Origin of the sequence: Providencia burhodogranariea DSM 19968 (assembly GCF_000314855.2) — a bacterium.
GTDB classification, from domain to species: domain Bacteria; phylum Pseudomonadota; class Gammaproteobacteria; order Enterobacterales; family Enterobacteriaceae; genus Providencia; species Providencia burhodogranariea.
In genome coordinates this window covers 2,305,893-2,324,570 of sequence record NZ_KB233222.1, presented here as the reverse complement: position 1 = coordinate 2,324,570, position 18,678 = coordinate 2,305,893, and the positions used below count along the sequence as shown (strand labels likewise).

Below are 18,678 nucleotides of genomic sequence, written 5' to 3'. Positions count from 1 at the left end.
GTAGTGTTGATAACTTTTGTTACTCGAATTATTAAGTGCAGACAGGTAATTCGAATAATCTAACAATATATTAGTTCTTCTTCACAAACTCAGATTTTAGTTTCATCTGGCCGAAACCATCGATTTTACAATCAATGTTATGATCGCCTTCAACTAAACGAATACCTTTCACGCGAGTGCCGATCTTCAGCATAGATGAGCTGCCTTTTACTTTGAGATCTTTGATCACAGTAACAGTATCACCATCAACTAATAGGTTTCCATTAGCATCTTTTACAATTAATTCATCCGCTTCTTCGGTTGGTTCGGCATCATTCCATTCATGCGCACACTCAGGGCAGACATACATATCGTTATCAGTGTAGGTGTATTCAGACTGACATTTTGGGCAAGGAGGGAATTGCATATTAATACTCTCAGTAACTTATCTATAAAATGAAAAGTGATGATAGCGACACTCGCAAGCCATCACGAAAGGGATAGTATAAGGTTAAAGCGAAAATAATTTAATTTTTAGGAATATTCTTAATCTAATGTTAGCGAAAGGTCATAAGACCTTTCACGGTTATTTATAGAATAGTGGGTTATTGATGTGAGCAGACTTCGCAATTAGCATCTTTGCTAAGTTTGAATTGCTTAAATTCCATAGTCATTGCGTCAAAAAATAACACTTTTCCCATATTTACTGTGCCGTATTGGGCTAACAACTTGATAGTTTCGATGGCTTCTAATGCCCCGATGGTTCCAACTAAAGGGGCCATAACACCAGCTTCAACACATGTCAGGCTATTCTCTCCGAACAAGCGACTTAAGCAGCGATAGCAAGGGGTGTCATCTTGGTAAGTGAAAACTGATAATTGCCCTTCCATACGAATAGCGGCACCAGAGACTAATGGTTTTTTCTGTTGAAAGCATAAGCGGTTAAGCTGTTCGCGAATGGAAACATTATCTGTACAGTCGAGGATCACCTGATGACTACAAATTAATTCGCTGAGTTGTTCATCATTAAGCTGCTTATTAACAGTCTCTATACGAATGTGCGGGTTGATTGCAGTAAGCTGGCTTTTAGCTGAATCAACTTTTGGTTGCCCAATAGTCGCATCGCGATGCAGTGTTTGCCTTTGTAAGTTTGAAAGCGATACGGTATCGAAATCAACTAGGGTTAATAGCCCTACACCTGCTGCGGCTAAATACTGAGTGGCTGCACACCCTAAACCACCAAGACCAATAACCAGCACTTTGCTGGCCTTGAGTTTTTCCTGCCCGTCAAAATCGAATCCACGGAGAATGATTTGACGGTTGTAACGCAGCATTTCTTCATCGGTAAGTTCTTGCACAGTCATTATTCACTTTTCAGCAAGTAATTGAACATTTCAACCTCAACGGTTTCTCCCACAGCTATATTTCCCCTTTCTCGTTCTAAAACAATGAAGCAGTTTGCTAGACTAAATGAACTAAAAACATGGGAACCTTGATGCCCTGTAGTTGCAACTTGTAACTCGCCATTCTCATTAACACTGAGAATTCCACGTTGGAAATCAAGACGGCCTGGGCTTTTCTTCAAGCGAGTTGTTACTGGCACTTTGAATCGAACAGGGGCTTTCCATTGACAATGACCTGAAAGGCGAGCAATCAACGGTTGAACTAGCTGATAAAAGGTTAATGCCGCAGACACTGGGTTTCCGGGTAATCCACAAAACCATGCTGAGTTTAGTTTGCCAAATGCAAAAGGTTTTCCGGGTTTTATCGCTAGTTTCCAAAAGCCAATTTGACCAAGTTCATCAAGAATTTGTTTGGTGTAGTCCGCTTCACCAACAGAAACGCCACCACTACTGATCACTAAATCAGCTTGTTTATCCGCTTCAATAAAGGTTTGTTTGAGTAATTTAAGAGAGTCAGGAATAACACCAAGATCGAGAATTTCACAGTTTAATTTTTCAAGCATCAAACGCACTGTAAATCGGTTGGTATCATAAATTTGCCCTTCATTGAGGGGGGTTCCTACGGCTTGTAACTCATCACCTGTAGAAAATACAGCAACTTTTAGGCGGCGGTAAACCTCTACAGTTGAAACGCCTAATGAGGCAATCAAAGGTAATTGTGCTGTAGACAATAAAGTTCCAGCGGGCAGCACACTACTATTTTGGGCGATATCTTCACCCGCTTTACGGATGTTATCACCTTTCTTAATTGGTTGAGTAAAAACGATGCCATGCTCAGTTTCTTGTGCAATTTCTTGCATAATAACGGTGTCAACGCCTTTTGGGACAGGAGCTCCTGTCATAATACGCACACAACTGCCTTCTGGGAGGTCGCCTTGCATTGGTTGCCCTGCAAATGACTTTCCTGCGATTGGCATTGGTGTTTGTCCATCCCACTGTGCAAAACACAGCCCATAACCATCCATTGCTGAGTTATCAAACGGGGGAACATTTATCGGAGAAATAATGTCAGTAGCAGTAATACGTTGAGCCGATTCAGTCAGCGGAATACTTTCTATGTCCGTCATTACTTGTGTTTGCGAAAGAAGCTTTTCTAATGCTTGCTCAAGAGAAATTAATCCTGCGGTATGACTCATGTCCATGATAACCCTATTATTCAGCTTTGCCATTGAGGCTTGAAGTGTTGTGGTACTTCATATTATGGCAGAGATATTGTGATGGGTGAATGTTTAGAAATTGATTATAGATAGCTTTTGGTCCGATTTTTGATGGGAAAAAACGGAAAAATAATAGCACAAACGAAAATTGTTTTTTTGTTATGCGTGTGTTAAATCAGTGATAATATTTATTATTGCATTTTAAATGAAACAAAAAGAAAGGAATACATGGCATCAAACTGCGAACAAACTCAATCAAGCCGTAGTGCTGCTGCTTTCCATATTGCTTTCAGTGGGTTTCTTTCGTTGATTGTTGTGATGGGAATAGGGCGATTTACGCTTACACCTCAAGTTCCACTGATGCTAGAAGAGCATCAATTAACACTGTCGACGGCAAGTGTAGTTGCTGCATTTAATTATTTTGGTTATTTATTAGGTTCATTTGATGCCATGAGGGCTCGTCGTTATGTTGAATGGCGAATGTTGTTGGGAGTATGGGGGGCTGTTACTATTACATTGCTTTCCGCTCTTCTCGATGGACCTATTTTGCACAGTATTGCTCGTTTTTTTATTGGTTGGGCGAGCGGTATGGCTCTTGTTCTTATTGTCGCTTGGGCAAATGAAAGTTTGGCAAGGTTAAATCGCCCGGCTTTAAGCGTTGCTGTATTTGCAGGCACTGGATTTGGGATATTTATTAGCGGTATATTCGCAGTCGGTATCCAAGATTTGCAGTTATCTGCGAGCCAAGGTTGGCTTATTTATGGCGTAATTGCATTAATTTTGAGCTTATATATTAACCGTTATCTACCTCGATTAGGACAATGGCATCGTCCAATAGGAGAGGTTGAAAAATTTCATCTTACACCAGCAATTAAACGACTTGTGTGGAGTTATGGCCTAGCTGGGTTTGGCTACATTCTACCGGCAACTTTTTTATCGCAAATGGCAACACAACGTTTTCCAAATAGCTTATTTGCTCAGTTTATTTGGCCTGTTTTTGGTATATCAGCTGTAGTGGGTATCCTTTTGGCGATGTTGCTACGTCATTTATCGACAACACAAAATCGTTTAGCGTTCACATTATGGTTGCAAGCTATTGGGATATTGATTGCTGAAATTGTATCGGGTATTTCTGGGTTGGTGATTGGTGCGATATTAATTGGCGGCGGTTTTATGTGTGCAGTACAGCTTTCTATGCAGCTGGGACGCGAGCTTGCTCCTAATCATAATCGATTTATGGCAGGTTTACTGACAACCATTTATGCTATAGGGCAGCTAGCTGGCCCTGTACTTTCCTTTATTTCTACTAGTTTTACAGGGAAACTTGATCCTGCGTTATATACAGCATTTATCGCATTATCTATTTCTGGTTTATTGGTATATCGTCGTTCTTGTTAAGCAGCAGAGTAGAAATAGGTTAATAATCAACTTTAAATGATGGTATATCTGGTTAGAGTATAAAGAGGTATGGTGAAAAAATTCATATTAGTGGATGCAAATATTTCATATGATGCACTAATGTAACGCTGGATTATCTGGACATGCTGTTTTAGAGTACGGCGCACACCTGCATTTTAATAAAAATCGTTATACAGTTTGTGGAGAATCTAATGTCATCTCTGAGTAAAGAAGCCGAGTTGGTTCATGCTGCTTTGGAAGCTAGAGGGCTCGAAACCCCGTTGCGTATCCAACCAAAATCAGGCGAAGAGCGTAAGCAACTGATTGAAGGGCATATGACAGAGATCATGAAGCTATTGAATCTGGACTTAACTGACGATAGTTTGGCTGATACGCCAAAACGCATCGCTAAAATGTATGTCGATGAAATTTTTTCAGGTCTAAATTACGCTAACTTCCCAAAAATCACAGTCATTGAAAATAAAATGAATGTTGATGAAATGGTCACTGTTCGTGATATTACGTTGACGAGTACTTGTGAACACCATTTTGTGACTATTGATGGCAAAGCAACTGTTGCTTATATCCCTAAAGATAAGGTGATTGGTTTGTCGAAGATTAACCGTATCGTGCAATTTTTCTCACAACGTCCTCAAGTGCAAGAACGGCTTACTCAGCAGATCCTTGTTGCGCTGCAAACTTTATTGGGTACGAATAATGTCGCGGTATCGATTGATGCAGTGCATTACTGTGTGAAAGCACGCGGCATTCGAGATGCAACGAGTGCAACAACAACAACCTCGTTAGGTGGGTTATTTAAGTCTAGCCAAAATACACGCCAAGAATTTTTGCGTGCAGTCCGCCATCAGTAATTGGTTATGTTAGTCACACCAACGCCCGTTCCTAAAGGGCGTATTGATAGGCTTGATGCAACTCGTGGCATAGCAATCTTAGGTATTCTATTGATGAATATTTTTGGTTTTGCCTTGCCGCAAATCGCCTATATGAATCCGTCATATTCTTCGGCAGTTAGCCAATCCGATATTATTGTTTGGGTGATGTTTAATCTATTTGCTCAAGGTAAATTCTTAGCTATTTTTTCTATTTTGTTTGGTGCCACTTTAGCGTTATTACATCGCAAAGGTCAGCGATGGAATATGTGCCGCTTAGTGATTTTAGCTCTTTTGGGGCTTATTCATGGGGTGGGGTTTTGGGATGGTGATATTCTGTTAGCCTACTCTTTGGCTGGGTTAGTGGCTCTATTGCTATTTAATCAGAATAATAATACTAGATTACTTCAGATAGCCTGTTCTATTTATATTATTGGATTGTTTATTCTATTTTTGTTGGGAAGTCAGATTGATCCAACAGATTTTTGGATTGTTTCCGACCAGCAAGCTTTATCGGAATTATTGCAAAAAACTTCTGGTGGTAGTGTGAGCTTGATATATCGAGCTCAATCCGTTCTGAGTATGATTGAGATGCTATTTATTCAGTATGGGTGGCAATTACTTGGTTTGATGATTGCTGGGTTTTTACTATTAAATAACGGTTGGTTAAAAGGTCAATTTAGTCAACATCATTATCGAAAAATAGCAGCGTTATTAATTGTGCCTGCATTGTTAATTCAAATACTTTCACTTTATGTTCAAAGTCAATTTGGTTGGAGTTATTTTACTACATCAATAGTTGGCTATATTATTAATGAACTAATGATACCACTGCAATCTTTTGGTTATATTGCTTTAATTTATGGCTTTTGGGGAATATTTAAGCACAGTTTGATAGCAAAAATGCTGAAATGTACTGGACGGATGGCTTTGAGTAATTATTTACTTCAAACGCTGATCTGTACGACAATTTTTTATCATCTTGGTTATTTTAACCACTTTTCTCGGCCTGAATTGCTAATTTTTATTGTGCCGATATGGAGTGTTAATTTAATTTTTTCTTATTGTTGGCTGCGCTTTTTTAACCAAGGTCCTATTGAGTGGGGATGGCGAAAACTCACTGAAGGATTGTATGGGGCGGTACAAAAAAGTTGATAAGTCATTCAAGCAGCCTTTAGGCTGCTTGAAGATTAAATTTTATAAACAGTTAATTCATCTGGTGAGACGGCTGGGTAACCTTTAATACCTTCGGGCATTTTAATCGGTGCTGGAATTGACTCTTGCTCACCTAAAAATTTAGGTTCACGGTTTAAAATATACAAGTCAGCTAAAGCACCAAGTCGAGCAAACACCTCACGAATCCTCACCTTAAACATCGCTTTTGGAGTTGGCACAGCTAAGCATTGTGCATCAATTCCCTTGTGTTTCGCGATAAATAAGGCTCTCTCACAATGAAAACGTTGAGTGATGATAGTAAAATTGTCGGTATCAAACACTTTACGCGTACGCACGATAGAATCCAGGGTCCGAAATCCCGCAAAATCGAGAACAATTTTTGATGCTGGAACACCTGCCTTTATCAGGTCTTTTCGCATAGTGATCGGTTCATTGTAACTATGATCACCATTATCACCACTGAGGAGTAAGTATTTTACTTTTCCGCTGTGATACGCATCTGCTGCACCTTGAATTCTCGAACTGTAATATAGGTTAATCGCACCTGTTGTATAATATTTTGATGTGCCTAATACCATTCCAACATCGCGAGCTGGTAGCTCTTCAATGTTTTCATAAATAGAGGGGGCAGTGTCCCAAGCAATCCAACGATCAAGTAAAATAATAGTTGCTAAAGCTATCCCTAAGATAATGATCAGACCATAAAGCAGACGTTTCCTCATTGTCCTAGCCTTTAATATTAATAGTCGTAACGGTAAGGCTACTTGACTTAAATAGGTGAAGCAAGTCGAGCAACGTAAAGTCCTGTCAATAGACTCAGCCGTGTTCGAGTTGACTCAATGCGAATGTTGATTTTTGTATCACAAGAACAAGTTCTAGCAGGGGGTGAGAAGTATGACGATAACGAGAGTATAAATACAACCAATCAATTGATTTTTTAGTCTGTGACGAGCTCTACACAAGCCACCATACTATCTATAAATTCGTTATTGTCAGTGCGAATTTTATTTTGGAGATATTTTATCTGGCTATATATTTAGTTTGAATATATCAAAAAATTTACCAAATGCTATTTGATGAATTGATCGATTTTTTAGAAAATATTGGCATTAGACTCATAATATATAGTTTATCGCTAGCGTTATATTAATGCTTTTTGTTACTAAATACATTTCATGAAATTAATTTCAATTATCTTTTGGGTTATGTTTGTTATTTGAACATATATTGAAAATGTTATATTTTAAATATAAATGAATTATTTTAAAATACATTAGGTGTTAATTGGTTTAGTGTTTTTAATCTTGAAAGTTATTTTTAGGTAGATTGATAATTGATGTTGGTTGAAGGTTTTTTATTTGATGGTTACTATTATCCCTTGTGTTTAAAATGATTTTATTTTCATTTTTTTAAAGCCAATATAGATAAGTGAAAAGCTATGTTGATAATGATGGTTGGGGTTTGATTTATTGATAATAATTGTTAATTTTTATCGTGATGATTTTAGTTTATATTAAAGTGTATATAAAAGTGACTGTGATGTTTAAATTTAATTCATGATTTAAATAATTAAAATTAAATGGATAATAAGAAATATAAAAAAGGAAGTTAATCGTGAGGCGGATACCATTCAATAAAATAACACTGATTATTTCAGGGATCATGATCACCACATCAGTATATGCTGATTCAATTGAATTCGAAAAACGAGCCACTCTTGCGAGTTGGCATACGCCCGAATTTAATCACCAATGGGGACTGGCGAGTATTCATGCCGATAGTGCTTATGCTGCTGGATATACGGGAAAAGGTATCAAAATGGGTATTTTTGATATGCCTGCCTATGCTAAACACTCTGAATTTTATGGGGAAAATAAATTAATACATTTAATTACATCGGGAGTTCGCTCGGGAAATTATTTGAATTTATTGGGAGAGAAGAGTGATGAACACTTTTATTTCGATGGTACGTTACATTTTAAAGATACCGATGGACAGCTTGTATCTCATGGTACATTTGTGACAGGAATAGCGGCAGCTAATCGTGATGGAAAAGGGATACATGGTGTCGCATTTGATTCACAAATTTTTAGTGCAGATATTAATGATGGCGGTGATTTTAAGGGAGATCTGCGAGGAATTGATGAACATATAACCCAAGCTGGGTGGCAAGCATTTATTGGTAGTGGTGTGAGAGTGATTAATAATAGTTGGACTGTTGATCTCGCTGATAACTTTAATGGCTTATTTGATGACGATAGTAGTAGTAAACCTTATTTTTCCTTATCTGATGCAAAAGTTCAATTTGAACAACTCAATGATTTATTGCGGATCTCTAAAGGTGGGGCATTTCAAGGCGGAATCGATGCGGGGAATAATGGTATTCTCAATATTATTGGTCTAGGGAATGATGGTAATAAAAGTTCAACTTCGATCTTGGGAGGATTGGGGTATTTTATGCCAGAGGTAGCACCTTATTGGTTAACGGTAGGTAGCGTACAAAACAAAGAAAATTATATTTCTGAGTTAGAAATAAATTATGTATGGGAACAATTATTTTCGCTTTATCAGGGAAAAAATCCTTCAGAAAATAGTGATGACCATTTTACTCAATGGATTAATGAACTTCACGAAAATAATCCCTCAATATTTGTTAATTTAAAAAAGAAATTTAATCAACAATTAGATCGGTCGCAAATATCTGATGTATTACTCAGTCAATTTTCAACGCCTTGTGGCTATACCGCGAGTTATTGTGTTGTCGCGCCGGGTAGTAATTTGTACAGCACAGGCGTAATAGGCAGTGAACATAATAAGTTGGTGGCTGGCTATCAATCGGGAAGTGGTACATCGTATGCCGCTCCTCATGTGACTGGCGCTGCGGCATTATTGATGCAACGTTTTCCTTATCTGTCAGGTGTGGAAATTTCTACGATACTCAAAACAACAGCAACAGATTTAGGTGATGTAGGGGTTGATAGTAGTTATGGATGGGGTTTAATTAACCTAGAAAAAGCTATCAATGGCCCTGCAATGTTTGTGACTAAAGATGATATCCCTGCTGAATTTCGTATTCCCGATCTTGAAAGGATAGAAGCAATACAATTTGTGGCTGATATTCCTGGCATTGGAGCGATTTTAGATAAGGGAACAGTAAGGGAACGAATTTGCAACGATAGACATTGTGATTCAGATACCTACAGTAATGATATTTCCGGTCATGGTGGATTACTCAAAAAAGGTGCAGGTTCCCTTATTCTTAGCGGAAATAACAGTTATACCGGATTGACATCGATTAATCAGGGAACATTACACATCGATGGCTCAATTGTATCTGACGTTATTGTTAATAAAGCGGGTGTACTCGGTGGTGCGGGTAAATTGGCTTCATTTGTGGTGAATGATGGGGGAACCATTACAGCAAATAGCGCTACAGGCACATTGCAGGTAACAAACAATGCGACTTTTGAATCTGGTTCGCGTTACATAGTCGATATTATCCTGAGAGATAAAAAAGCCATGCCGCTTCATATTGGGGGGGATGTGGCATTAAACGGGGGGGAGGTCGAGATTGAGTTACAGAACCAGCAAAACCTCTTGGCACAAAACAAAGTGAGTGGTTTTGCAGGACAACAATTGACTATTTTAACCGCAGAAAATGATATCAAAGGACAGTTTAATCATGTCGTATCCCATTATCCCTTTTTAACTGGCGGTTTATCACACCAAAGAAACAAGGTACTACTCGCTATCCAACGTAATCAGTACTCTTTTGATGAGGCCGCTCATACGTTAAATGAACGTAATGTTGCGTATGCTATAGAAGCGTTATCTGTGAGTTCCCCTATTTATGAGAGTCTATTGTTATCGAATAGTCAGCAGCAAGCTCGTCAGGCACTCCAACAGCTTTCTGGACAAATTCATGCGGATATCGCTTCTGTGCAGATAAATTCTAGCCGTTATTTACGAAATGCGATTTATGAACGATTAAAACAAGCCCAAGATAGAACCATGTTATCCAACTTGAAAGCAGATCAGGTGGGTAATTGGGGGCAATTATTACAGTCAGCAGGTAATACATCAGGCTATGGCGATATCGAAGGTTTTGATGATTATACACAAGGCGTCTTGTTAGGAACTGATCGTGAGTTGATGGGGAATACACGCTTTGGCATTGCCGGTGGTTATACTCGAGCTAAATTACATGGTCGAATCAATGGCTCAGCTCAGAGTAACAACTATCATTTTGCTATTTATGGTGAAAAGACAGTTGATGCATTAGATCTTCATGCTGGTGGTGCTTATATGTGGGGTCATGTTAATACATCACGATCAGTAGCGTATGGCAGTCAATCAGATAAAAACCAAGCTAAATATCAAACTGGGACAACCCAATTATTTGGTGGAGCAGCTTATAATCTTAAGCATCAATGGGTAGATTTGACGCCTTTTGCTAACTTAGCTTGGGTGAATTATCAAAACAATGGTTTTAGTGAAAGTGGTGGTGCCGCAGCATTGAATGGCAAAAAACAACATCTTAATGCTATTTTTTCTGAAATAGGATTCGGGGCGGGAAAACAATGGCCAATAACTAAAAATATTAGCTTAGAACTCAATAGCCAGTTGAGTTGGCAACATCAGCTTAATAATAATTCACGCGACAGTGTACTCAGTTTTCAACATAGCGATAGTGCTTTTAATGTGAATAGTGTTCCGGCATCACGCAATGGCATGATCCTAAAAACCAGTATGGCAATGGAAATAAATAGCCAACTTTCTATTTTGGTGGGATATAACGGGTTACTGTCTGACCACTATCAAGATAACAGTGTTAATGGCCATATGGCTTGGCATTTTTAGATGTTATTCCCCCTATGCGATTATTAAATCAAATAGGGGAATAATCGGATTACAGTGAAAATGTTATCCGTAAGCATATTCTCTGTTTTCAATATCAGGTAGTAATTCGGCTTCTGTGTGAATAATAATTTTTCCCTGCTTTTAGTTGATTGCCCAAAAGTTTTATCAATGTGTTCTTTATGACCATGGCTTTTTATGAAAAGTAAAAACAGGCTTTACTAAATGATAGTTTTGTCTAGCACGACTTGCACCTTTTGAAATTTTAATTCTATATTTGTTATATATTATGAAATTTAATTTCTTAATGAATAATAAAAATTCAGCTATATCTATATGGGTAGAGTAAAGAATAAAATCAACCAAGCGAGGAATGCATGAAATTAACAACATTTTTAGCCGCAGGTGTCATGTTAGTTAACGCGAGTGTAATGGCAAAAGAGTATCAAATTAATCATACTCAGCAGATTAAATCGCTCAACGATGCCCAAAAATCGGCTGTTTGGGAACAGGCAGAAGTCTTGACCGACTTTACCTACCCGTGGGAAAAAGAGACACCACCAAAAACAGATTTTCGTGCATTATGGAGTGACGATGCACTTTATTTTCGTTTTATCGCCGACGATAAAGATATTCAATTAGGCAATAACCCCGACAAAGATCAAGCCGTCTTAGATTCAGACCGAGTAGAGCTGTTTTTCGCTACGAGCCCAGAGTTGAAGCCTTATTACACGGCTGAAATGGATCCAAAAGGGCGTACATTTGATGCACAAGCCAATTTTTATCGTGAAGTTGACCCCAGCTGGAACTGGCAGACATTAAAAACACTTGGGCAAGTCACACCAGAGGGTTATGTACTGACAGGTAAAATTGATCTTGATGAGTTTACTAACCTCAATCTATGGCAGGATAGCGATAAAAAGACACTGCTGTGTGCCATTTTACGTGGTGAATTTAGTGAAGGGTCACCAAAGCAAGTGCGCAAATGGATCAGTTGGATCAAACCTGACTCTGTTAAACCTGATTTTCATATTCCTTCTGCCTTTGGTCACTGCAAATTAGTGAAGTGAATTCCATTTGGTAGAAATTCATTACTTGAGTTTTTTATTTCACTGTTATTAAACATTTCATCGTATCGCTGATGTGAAGAGGCTCACACACTTTAATGTGAATCTGGAACTTTTTATTATTTTGTTTGAAATTTATTTTCATAAAATATAGCTTACTGTGAAATATTATTTCATTTTGAGGTGTTTTAATGTCAGTAGCCGAAAATACGCTCAGCGATTGTTTGCAAAATGAGTTGAATCAAGACACGTTGCAGTTTTCACGTTTAGATACACTGTCAATGTTAACTGTTATTAATCAATCTGATAGCACAGTGGCAGGTGCTTTGCAGCAAGTGCTACCTGAAATTGCCAATGTAGTTAATAGAGTTGCGGAGCGTTTAAAACTAGGTGGACGCTTATTTTATGTGGGGGCAGGAACCAGTGGTCGGCTCGCGGTTCTCGACAGCGCTGAATGTCCACCGACCTTTGGTACTGCTCCTGAAATGGTGCAATCGATAATTGCTGGTGGCCAAGCAGCCATGCTAAAAGCAGTTGAAAATATTGAAGACTCGAGAGATGCATCAATTGATGAATTGAAACAACGTGGAGTCTGTGAAAAAGACGTGGTGATCGGCATTGCCGCGAGTGGTCGTACACCCTTCACGCTAGCCGCTATCGAGTATGGTAACCAAATCGGTGCGTTGACTGTCGCTATTACGACTCGTGGTCATGGTTTATTGAGCGAGGTGGCCCAGTATGCGATTTCACCGGATGTTGGCGCAGAAGTGTTATCAGGCTCAACAAGAATGAAAAGTGGTACAGCACAAAAAATGATTTTAGGCATGTTAAGTACCTGTGTGATGGGGCGTTTAGGCCGTATCCATACCAACTTAATGATCGATGTTATCGCTAGCAATATTAAGCTACTGCGTAGAGCTGAGCGCATAGTTGGGGAGGTTTGCTGTATTGATATGCAAGCTGCTGCTGATTTATTAAAGCAGGTAGATTACCACCCACGACGGGCAATTTTGATGTATGAACTTAATATTAATGCACAACAAGCAACTGATATTGTTAACAACAATCCCAATGCAACACTAGATTCAATGCTAATTAATCACCGTTAATAATCAGATAGCGTTATGCGTAATAGGAAGTCGCACTGAATACCATAAACAGTCATTACTCAGTTAACGCCGGGGAAATCGTATGGCGAATAAAATAGAGCATCTTGAAGTACTTGCTACAGAAATAGAAAAGTATATGGGCGGCTTTGATAACGTAGAAACGTTAACACACTGCATGACACGTATTCGATTAATTTTAAAAGATAATAGTAAGTTTAATACCGAGGCGCTTAAACAGGTTGAAGGAGTTAAAGGAGTTGTTTTTAATGGTGAACAACAGCAAATTATTGTGGGAATGGGCACTGCGGCAAAATTGTTCTCAGTGATGAACAAACGAATGCAAGGTCTTAGTGTATCTAGCGAAAGTGATACTCAATTGAAACTTCTGAAAAAAGGCTTTTCTATTCGCCGTATGTTAAATACATTGGCGGCAATTTTTGTTCCAACCATTCCAGCTTTGATTGGTTGTGGTCTCATTATGGGCCTTATCAATATTGTTCGTTTAGTTGCACCGGGTGTGGTTGAGCAATTTCCAGAGTTTTTTAAATTATTAAAACTGATTGGTAGTGCAGTCTTTACTTATCTTTCAATTATGATTGGGGTAAATACAGCAAAAGAATTAGGTGCCTCAACCTCTATCGGGGCAGTAATGGCCGGATTACTGGCAATGCCTGGGCTTGCGGATATCACTTTATTTGGTGAAAAGCTGCAACCTAATAGTGGCGGGATCTTTGCTGTGCTGATGGTAGTCGTGTTCTCTTCTAAATTTGAAGTGTGGTTTAGAAGCATTATTAGAGAGAGTTTAGATCTTATCGTCACACCGTTTGTCACTATTTTAGTTTCCGCGATGGTCGCCTTAATTGTTTTCCAACCAGCAGGCCATTATTTGAATCAAATATTGGCTCAAGGGGTTTCAGTTGCTTTACTCTCGAGCGGTGGTGGAGCTGTGGCAACGGGAGGAATACTTGGCGGTAGCTTCTTATTCTTACTATTAACTGGTTTACATCAAGGGTTGATCCCGATCCATGCGGAAATTTTGCAAACTTTTGGTCTTAATTATTTGTTTCCAATACTAGCGATGGGTGGAATGGGGCAGGTTGGTTCATGTTTCTGGGTTTTTCTCAAAACGAAAAACCAGCGCCTGAAAAAAACCTTAATCGGTGCTCTACCTGTCGGTATTTTTGGAGTAGGTGAACCCTTATTGTTTGGCGTGTCATTACCGTTAGGCAAACCTTTCATTGCTGGCTGTATTGGAGGAGCTGCGGGTGGTGCACTGATGGCATTCTTTCATGTGGGTATCATAATTCCATTCGGTACAGCGGGTTTATCGTTAATTCCTCTTGTTGGTGATGGGCAGATCCTTGATTTTCTGATTGCGGTCGCGGGTGCATGGATTGTCGGTTTCATTACCAGTATGATAATAGGCTTTAACGACCCAGAAAAATAACGAGAAGGAATAGCCATGTCGACACTGACGGTAAAGCTAGAAAGCTTATTGACACGAGGCAAAGGAACTGAGCAGCGTATAGCTAGTTTCTTGCTAGACTGTCGTGATAGCCTTGTGTCTATGAATGCGGCAGAACTTGCACAGGCCGCAGGCGTTAGTAGTGCTTCAGTGATCCGTTTTGCTCGCCAGATGGGTTATCGTGGCTACCCTGAGTTTAAAGTCGATTATTTATCTGATGAAAAGCAGCTTAAAGCAGAAAGCTTATATGGCAATCTGAGTCGTAACGATGATACGGCTCAGATCATCGCTAAATCAGGCCAGATGTTTATTTCAACGATTGAAAAGTCCCTAGAATTGTTGGAACCTGCGATAGTTGATGCAGTAGCGCAAAAGATAGTTGACGCTACACGTATTGTTTTATTCGGAATCGGTTCTTCTGCAATTGTAGCAAATGATATCTTTCATAAGCTTACCCGTGTGAATAAACATGCGTTATTTAGCACGGACTTGCATGCGCAGCTTAGTTATTCTGCAAATTTGACCAAAGATGACTTTGTAATTGCAGTTACTGCGCGAGGCAATACAGCAGATATTAATAGCATGCTGAAGTTAGCACATGAAAGCGGTTGTACAACAGTAGCTTTAACCCGCTTTGGGCAAGATGAAGCGAGTCGCTTAGCTGATTTTACATTGCCTTATTTTTACGATGAACAACATAGTCAGCTAGGGATAATCACACCACAAATCTTACAGATGGTGATATTCGATACCTTATTTTTTAAATACTTAACACTAGCAAATAATAAGGCAGACATTGCCTTAGAAAAAGGCCGACAAGCCGTTATGCGAGATAAACCACAATGACTTCAGCTGAATTAATAGAGCGACAAGCGCTATATTTTAATAGCGAAGCATTCACTGAATTGCGTGGTGATAGTATAACCATAATCCTCTTGAAGTAAGCCAAGGGGAACGCTGAATATTCAGTATTATCCATGTTGCGCCGCAACTTCTTTATTGATCTCTTGATAAATAAATTCACGCTCATGTAGCAGGTTTTCATCTGTTGAAAATGAGAAGCTATGAATAAATAAAATGAGTAAACCTATAGCCACCACGGTGACGCAAATATGAGCAAAAAATTTTAGATTACGAGGTTTTTCTGGCATCAATACATAACCAATACTGACTAAAGCACCAATAATAGCACCGCCAATATGAGCAGCATTATCGACGCCTGACTGCAAACCATTAATGAGCGTTAACGCTATCATTGCAATAATATTGTAGAGCTGGCGTTTTTGCTTTTCGCGTATTGCTGGAAGAATAGTGGGGGAATTAATCGCTTTAAGTAAATAGATTACAGATGCGGCCGCTAGTCCCATGATTGCACCCGACGCGCCAACTCCAATCGTGATGTAAATGGTACTATCCATTTGCCAAACATTATTTGATGAATTTGCGGCATTAAGCGTTTCATAATATTGCCAATAAGCACTAAATAGTGCGGCTCCTATCCCCGAAATGATGTAAATGGCTAATAACCTAAATTTCCCATAAGCACGTTCACATTCAATCCCAATCACAAATAGTGCCAAGCAATTGAACCCCAAATGAACACTATTTGAATGGAGTACCATACTGATAGGATAACGCCACCAATCTCCTGTTAATGACAATTGATAAACATTCGCACCAAATAGCAGCAAGTTATCTTCACGTGATTCGAGTGGTGAAGCAAAGCTAAGCTGATACAAATAAATACCAATATTAAGCAAAACAAGAATTAATGTGAGTGCTATTGCTCGCAATGAAAATTTGAAAGCTTTGTGTGGCTTTAGTGTGTCATTGTCGTGGTCTGCCATATCAATGCCTTATCGGGAAATTATCAAAAAAGTACTGCGATATACTAACAGATATTTGAGAAGTGAAATAATAAGGCCTATATATTCGTGATGCTTCAATTCGTAGAGTGATTGACTACACTTAGGGAGTTCGGCTGTTTATCTATGCATCGAACAATCTATCCTTGCTACTTATAAAATCGAATTATTCAGAATATAAAGAGGGAATTACTATAGATGCACTTTATGGAAGGGATGGTTGATTGAATATCAATCGAGAGAGAAATAACCGCCAATAAACGTACAATATTTATCAGCGGTTTAAGAGCACACAATAGATGCCCTGATAATTTAAGCAATTAGAACGAAGTACGTTTATAGATACGGTATTCTGGGTTCCAGAAGTTACGCTCGATAGCTTCATCAAGTGCACCATCAGATGTTACAGAAGCAACCCCCTGAACTTGAGCTTCTTTCGCAACTTGCTTAGCAATAAAACGTGAAACTTGTTGAATGTCTGATAGCAGTGGTAATAGTGGGCCTTCACCATCTTTTGCAAGTGGAGAGCATTCAGCCAATGCACGGCTTGCGGCCATTAACATTGGTTCAGTAACACGTTTTGCACCAGAGGCAATAACACCAAGACCAATACCAGGGAAGATATAAGAGTTATTACACTGAGCTATTGGGAATATTTGATCTTTGTAAGAGACAGGTGGGAATGGACTACCCGTTGCCACAAGTGCTTTACCATCAGTCCAGTTAATAATATCTTCTGGGCGTGCTTCTACACGTGATGTTGGATTAGACAGCGGCAGTACAATAGGGCGTTCACAGTGCTTATGCATCTCTTTGATGATTTCTTCTGTGAATAAGCCAGCCTGACCTGACACACCGATTAGTACAGTTGGTTTAGCATTACGAACGACATCTAGCAGAGAAATTGAATCGCTGTTCACATCCCAATCAGCTAAATTATGGCTGTTTTGCGTTAGTTTGCTCTGGAAATCGAGTAAGTTTGGTAGTTTGTCTGTTAACAAACCAAAACGGTCAACCATGAAAATGCGCGAACGTGCTTGTTCATCACTCAATCCTTCTGATTTCATTTGAGCAATGATTTGTTCTGCAATACCGCAACCAGCAGAACCAGCACCTAAGAAGGTAACACGTTGGTCGCTAAGTTTGCTGCCAGCAGCATGACTTGCAGCAATTAAGCTACCTAGGGTGACCGATGCTGTACCTTGAATATCATCATTAAAGCAGCATAACTGATCACGGTAACGGTTCAGTAATGGCATTGCATTTTTTTGCGCAAAATCTTCAAATTGCAGCAAGACATTTGGCCAGCGACGTTTGACCGCTTGAATGAATTCATCGAGGAATTGGTCGTATTCTTCACCGGTGATACGAGGGTGACGCCAACCCATATAAAGAGGGTCATTCAGGCGTTGTGGATTATTAGTACCCACATCAATAACAACAGGAAGAGTATAGGCTGGGCTGATACCACCACACGCGGTATATAGGGACAGTTTCCCGATAGGGATACCCATACCACCAATACCTTGGTCACCAAGACCTAAGATACGTTCGCCATCGGTGACAACGATCACTTTTACATTCTGTTTAGTTGCATTCTGTAGCATATCATCAATATATTCGCGATTAGGATAAGAGATGAATAAGCCACGTGCACGGCGATAAATATCTGAGAAATGTTCACAAGCTTCACCGACTGTTGGTGTATATATTAATGGCATCACTTCTGTGAGATGTTCATCAATCAGGCGGTAGAAAAGGGTTTCGTTGGTATCTTGAATATTTCTTAAATAAATATGTTTATCGATATCGGTTTTGAAGTCGATCAGCTGGCGATATGCGCGCTCAACTTGTTCTTCAATAGTTTCAACTTGTTCTGGCAATAATCCATATAGGTTAAAGTTAGTACGTTCTTCTTCGCTAAACGCACTGCCTTTATTTAATAAAGGAAATTCGAGCAGAATAGGGCCTGCATAGGGTATGTAGAGAGGGCGTTTTGTTTCGTGTTCATGTTCCATGAAATATCACTCTTCAGACGATTAAAAACAACAGTCGGCATAGATCCTAAGGTAAACAGAAAATATGTACAGAGATTATTGATACAAAAAATTAAAATATTTGTTAAATAATATTATTTTTATGATAAACAATAAAATAGAATGTTTAAAATAAATGAAGAAAACTTAACCATTCACGTTATACGGCTCGGATTGCATTGATATTGTTTAGATTTCATTGTTGGAACAGCACCT

General features: G+C 39.0%; 14 protein-coding genes. 8 read left to right on the top strand and 6 right to left on the bottom strand.

Annotation, left to right across the window (positions count from 1 at the left end; translation table 11 throughout):
- Positions 1-70: 70 nt before the first annotated feature.
- From OOA_RS09880 to moeA, 3 genes are all read right to left on the bottom strand, one after another.
- A complete protein-coding gene (locus OOA_RS09880; protein WP_008912011.1) occupies positions 71-406 on the bottom strand; it encodes a zinc ribbon domain-containing protein YjdM in 336 nt (111 codons plus the stop codon).
- Positions 407-584: 178 nt separating this feature from the next.
- Entirely contained in the window at positions 585-1,343 is a 759-nt protein-coding gene (gene moeB / locus OOA_RS09875; RefSeq protein WP_008912010.1) for a molybdopterin-synthase adenylyltransferase MoeB, read from the bottom strand.
- A complete protein-coding gene (gene moeA / locus OOA_RS09870) occupies positions 1,343-2,584 on the bottom strand; it encodes a molybdopterin molybdotransferase MoeA (protein ID WP_040690928.1) in 1,242 nt (413 codons plus the stop codon). Before moeA ends, moeB begins: the two co-directional genes overlap by 1 nt.
- A gap of 243 nt (positions 2,585-2,827) precedes the next feature.
- Here moeA and OOA_RS09865 point away from each other — a divergent pair, with 243 nt between their 5' ends.
- The 3 genes from OOA_RS09865 to yeiB all read left to right on the top strand — a co-directional run bounded on the left by OOA_RS09865 (position 2,828) and on the right by yeiB (position 6,042).
- Complete coding sequence (locus OOA_RS09865) at positions 2,828-3,997, top strand: YbfB/YjiJ family MFS transporter (protein WP_008912008.1); 1,170 nt, start codon at positions 2,828-2,830, stop codon at positions 3,995-3,997.
- Between the two features lie 212 nt (positions 3,998-4,209).
- Positions 4,210-4,869 carry a GTP cyclohydrolase I FolE gene (folE, locus tag OOA_RS09860; RefSeq protein WP_008912007.1) on the top strand — a complete coding sequence of 220 codons (660 nt, stop codon included), beginning with the start codon at positions 4,210-4,212 and terminating at the stop codon, positions 4,867-4,869.
- 6 nt (positions 4,870-4,875) lie between these two features.
- Positions 4,876-6,042 (top strand): DUF418 domain-containing protein YeiB, encoded by a 1,167-nt coding sequence (gene yeiB, locus OOA_RS09855; protein WP_008912006.1) that lies wholly within the window; start codon positions 4,876-4,878, stop codon positions 6,040-6,042.
- A 35-nt stretch (positions 6,043-6,077) separates the two neighbouring features.
- Here the strand turns inward: yeiB and sanA are convergent, their stop codons facing one another.
- Positions 6,078-6,785, bottom strand: a complete 708-nt coding sequence (sanA, locus tag OOA_RS09850; protein WP_008912005.1) for an outer membrane permeability protein SanA — start codon at positions 6,783-6,785, stop codon at positions 6,078-6,080.
- 892 nt (positions 6,786-7,677) lie between these two features.
- On the opposite strand from sanA, the gene OOA_RS09845 reads away from it, so the two are divergent.
- The 5 genes from OOA_RS09845 (at position 7,678) to OOA_RS09825 (ending at position 15,407) form a co-directional block, all read left to right on the top strand.
- Positions 7,678-10,923: an autotransporter domain-containing protein gene (locus OOA_RS09845; protein WP_051040838.1), complete on the top strand. Its 3,246-nt coding sequence runs from the start codon at positions 7,678-7,680 to the stop codon at positions 10,921-10,923.
- Positions 10,924-11,297: 374 nt separating this feature from the next.
- Positions 11,298-11,990 carry a carbohydrate-binding family 9-like protein gene (locus OOA_RS09840; RefSeq protein WP_008912003.1) on the top strand — a complete coding sequence of 231 codons (693 nt, stop codon included), beginning with the start codon at positions 11,298-11,300 and terminating at the stop codon, positions 11,988-11,990.
- A 188-nt stretch (positions 11,991-12,178) separates the two neighbouring features.
- Entirely contained in the window at positions 12,179-13,096 is a 918-nt protein-coding gene (gene murQ, locus OOA_RS09835) for an N-acetylmuramic acid 6-phosphate etherase (protein WP_008912002.1), read from the top strand.
- An 82-nt stretch (positions 13,097-13,178) separates the two neighbouring features.
- Positions 13,179-14,543, top strand: coding sequence for a PTS transporter subunit EIIC (locus OOA_RS09830; protein WP_008912001.1), 1,365 nt, complete (start codon positions 13,179-13,181; stop codon positions 14,541-14,543).
- A 15-nt stretch (positions 14,544-14,558) separates the two neighbouring features.
- Positions 14,559-15,407, top strand: a complete 849-nt coding sequence (locus OOA_RS09825) for a MurR/RpiR family transcriptional regulator (RefSeq protein ID WP_008912000.1) — start codon at positions 14,559-14,561, stop codon at positions 15,405-15,407.
- Positions 15,408-15,532: 125 nt separating this feature from the next.
- On the opposite strand, the gene OOA_RS09820 is transcribed toward OOA_RS09825, so the two are convergent.
- Both OOA_RS09820 and OOA_RS09815 read right to left on the bottom strand, forming a co-directional pair.
- Positions 15,533-16,408, bottom strand: a complete 876-nt coding sequence (locus OOA_RS09820; RefSeq protein ID WP_008911999.1) for a rhomboid family intramembrane serine protease — start codon at positions 16,406-16,408, stop codon at positions 15,533-15,535.
- Between the two features lie 338 nt (positions 16,409-16,746).
- Positions 16,747-18,444: an NAD-dependent malic enzyme gene (locus OOA_RS09815; protein WP_008911998.1), complete on the bottom strand. Its 1,698-nt coding sequence runs from the start codon at positions 18,442-18,444 to the stop codon at positions 16,747-16,749.
- Positions 18,445-18,678: the final 234 nt, after the last annotated feature.

Bases quoted from the DNA above. Each gene is read 5' to 3' on its own strand.
- OOA_RS09880 (WP_008912011.1), bottom strand. From the start codon at position 406: ATGCAATTCCCTCCTTGCCCAAAATGTCAGTCTGAATACACCTACACT.
- moeB (WP_008912010.1), bottom strand. From the start codon at position 1,343: ATGACTGTGCAAGAACTTACCGATGAAGAAATGCTGCGTTACAACCGT.
- moeA (WP_040690928.1), bottom strand. From the start codon at position 2,584: ATGGACATGAGTCATACCGCAGGATTAATTTCTCTTGAGCAAGCATTA.
- OOA_RS09865 (WP_008912008.1), top strand. From the start codon at position 2,828: ATGGCATCAAACTGCGAACAAACTCAATCAAGCCGTAGTGCTGCTGCT.
- folE (WP_008912007.1), top strand. From the start codon at position 4,210: ATGTCATCTCTGAGTAAAGAAGCCGAGTTGGTTCATGCTGCTTTGGAA.
- yeiB (WP_008912006.1), top strand. From the start codon at position 4,876: ATGTTAGTCACACCAACGCCCGTTCCTAAAGGGCGTATTGATAGGCTT.
- sanA (WP_008912005.1), bottom strand. From the start codon at position 6,785: ATGAGGAAACGTCTGCTTTATGGTCTGATCATTATCTTAGGGATAGCT.
- OOA_RS09840 (WP_008912003.1), top strand. From the start codon at position 11,298: ATGAAATTAACAACATTTTTAGCCGCAGGTGTCATGTTAGTTAACGCG.
- murQ (WP_008912002.1), top strand. From the start codon at position 12,179: ATGTCAGTAGCCGAAAATACGCTCAGCGATTGTTTGCAAAATGAGTTG.
- OOA_RS09830 (WP_008912001.1), top strand. From the start codon at position 13,179: ATGGCGAATAAAATAGAGCATCTTGAAGTACTTGCTACAGAAATAGAA.
- OOA_RS09825 (WP_008912000.1), top strand. From the start codon at position 14,559: ATGTCGACACTGACGGTAAAGCTAGAAAGCTTATTGACACGAGGCAAA.
- OOA_RS09820 (WP_008911999.1), bottom strand. From the start codon at position 16,408: ATGGCAGACCACGACAATGACACACTAAAGCCACACAAAGCTTTCAAA.
- OOA_RS09815 (WP_008911998.1), bottom strand. From the start codon at position 18,444: ATGGAACATGAACACGAAACAAAACGCCCTCTCTACATACCCTATGCA.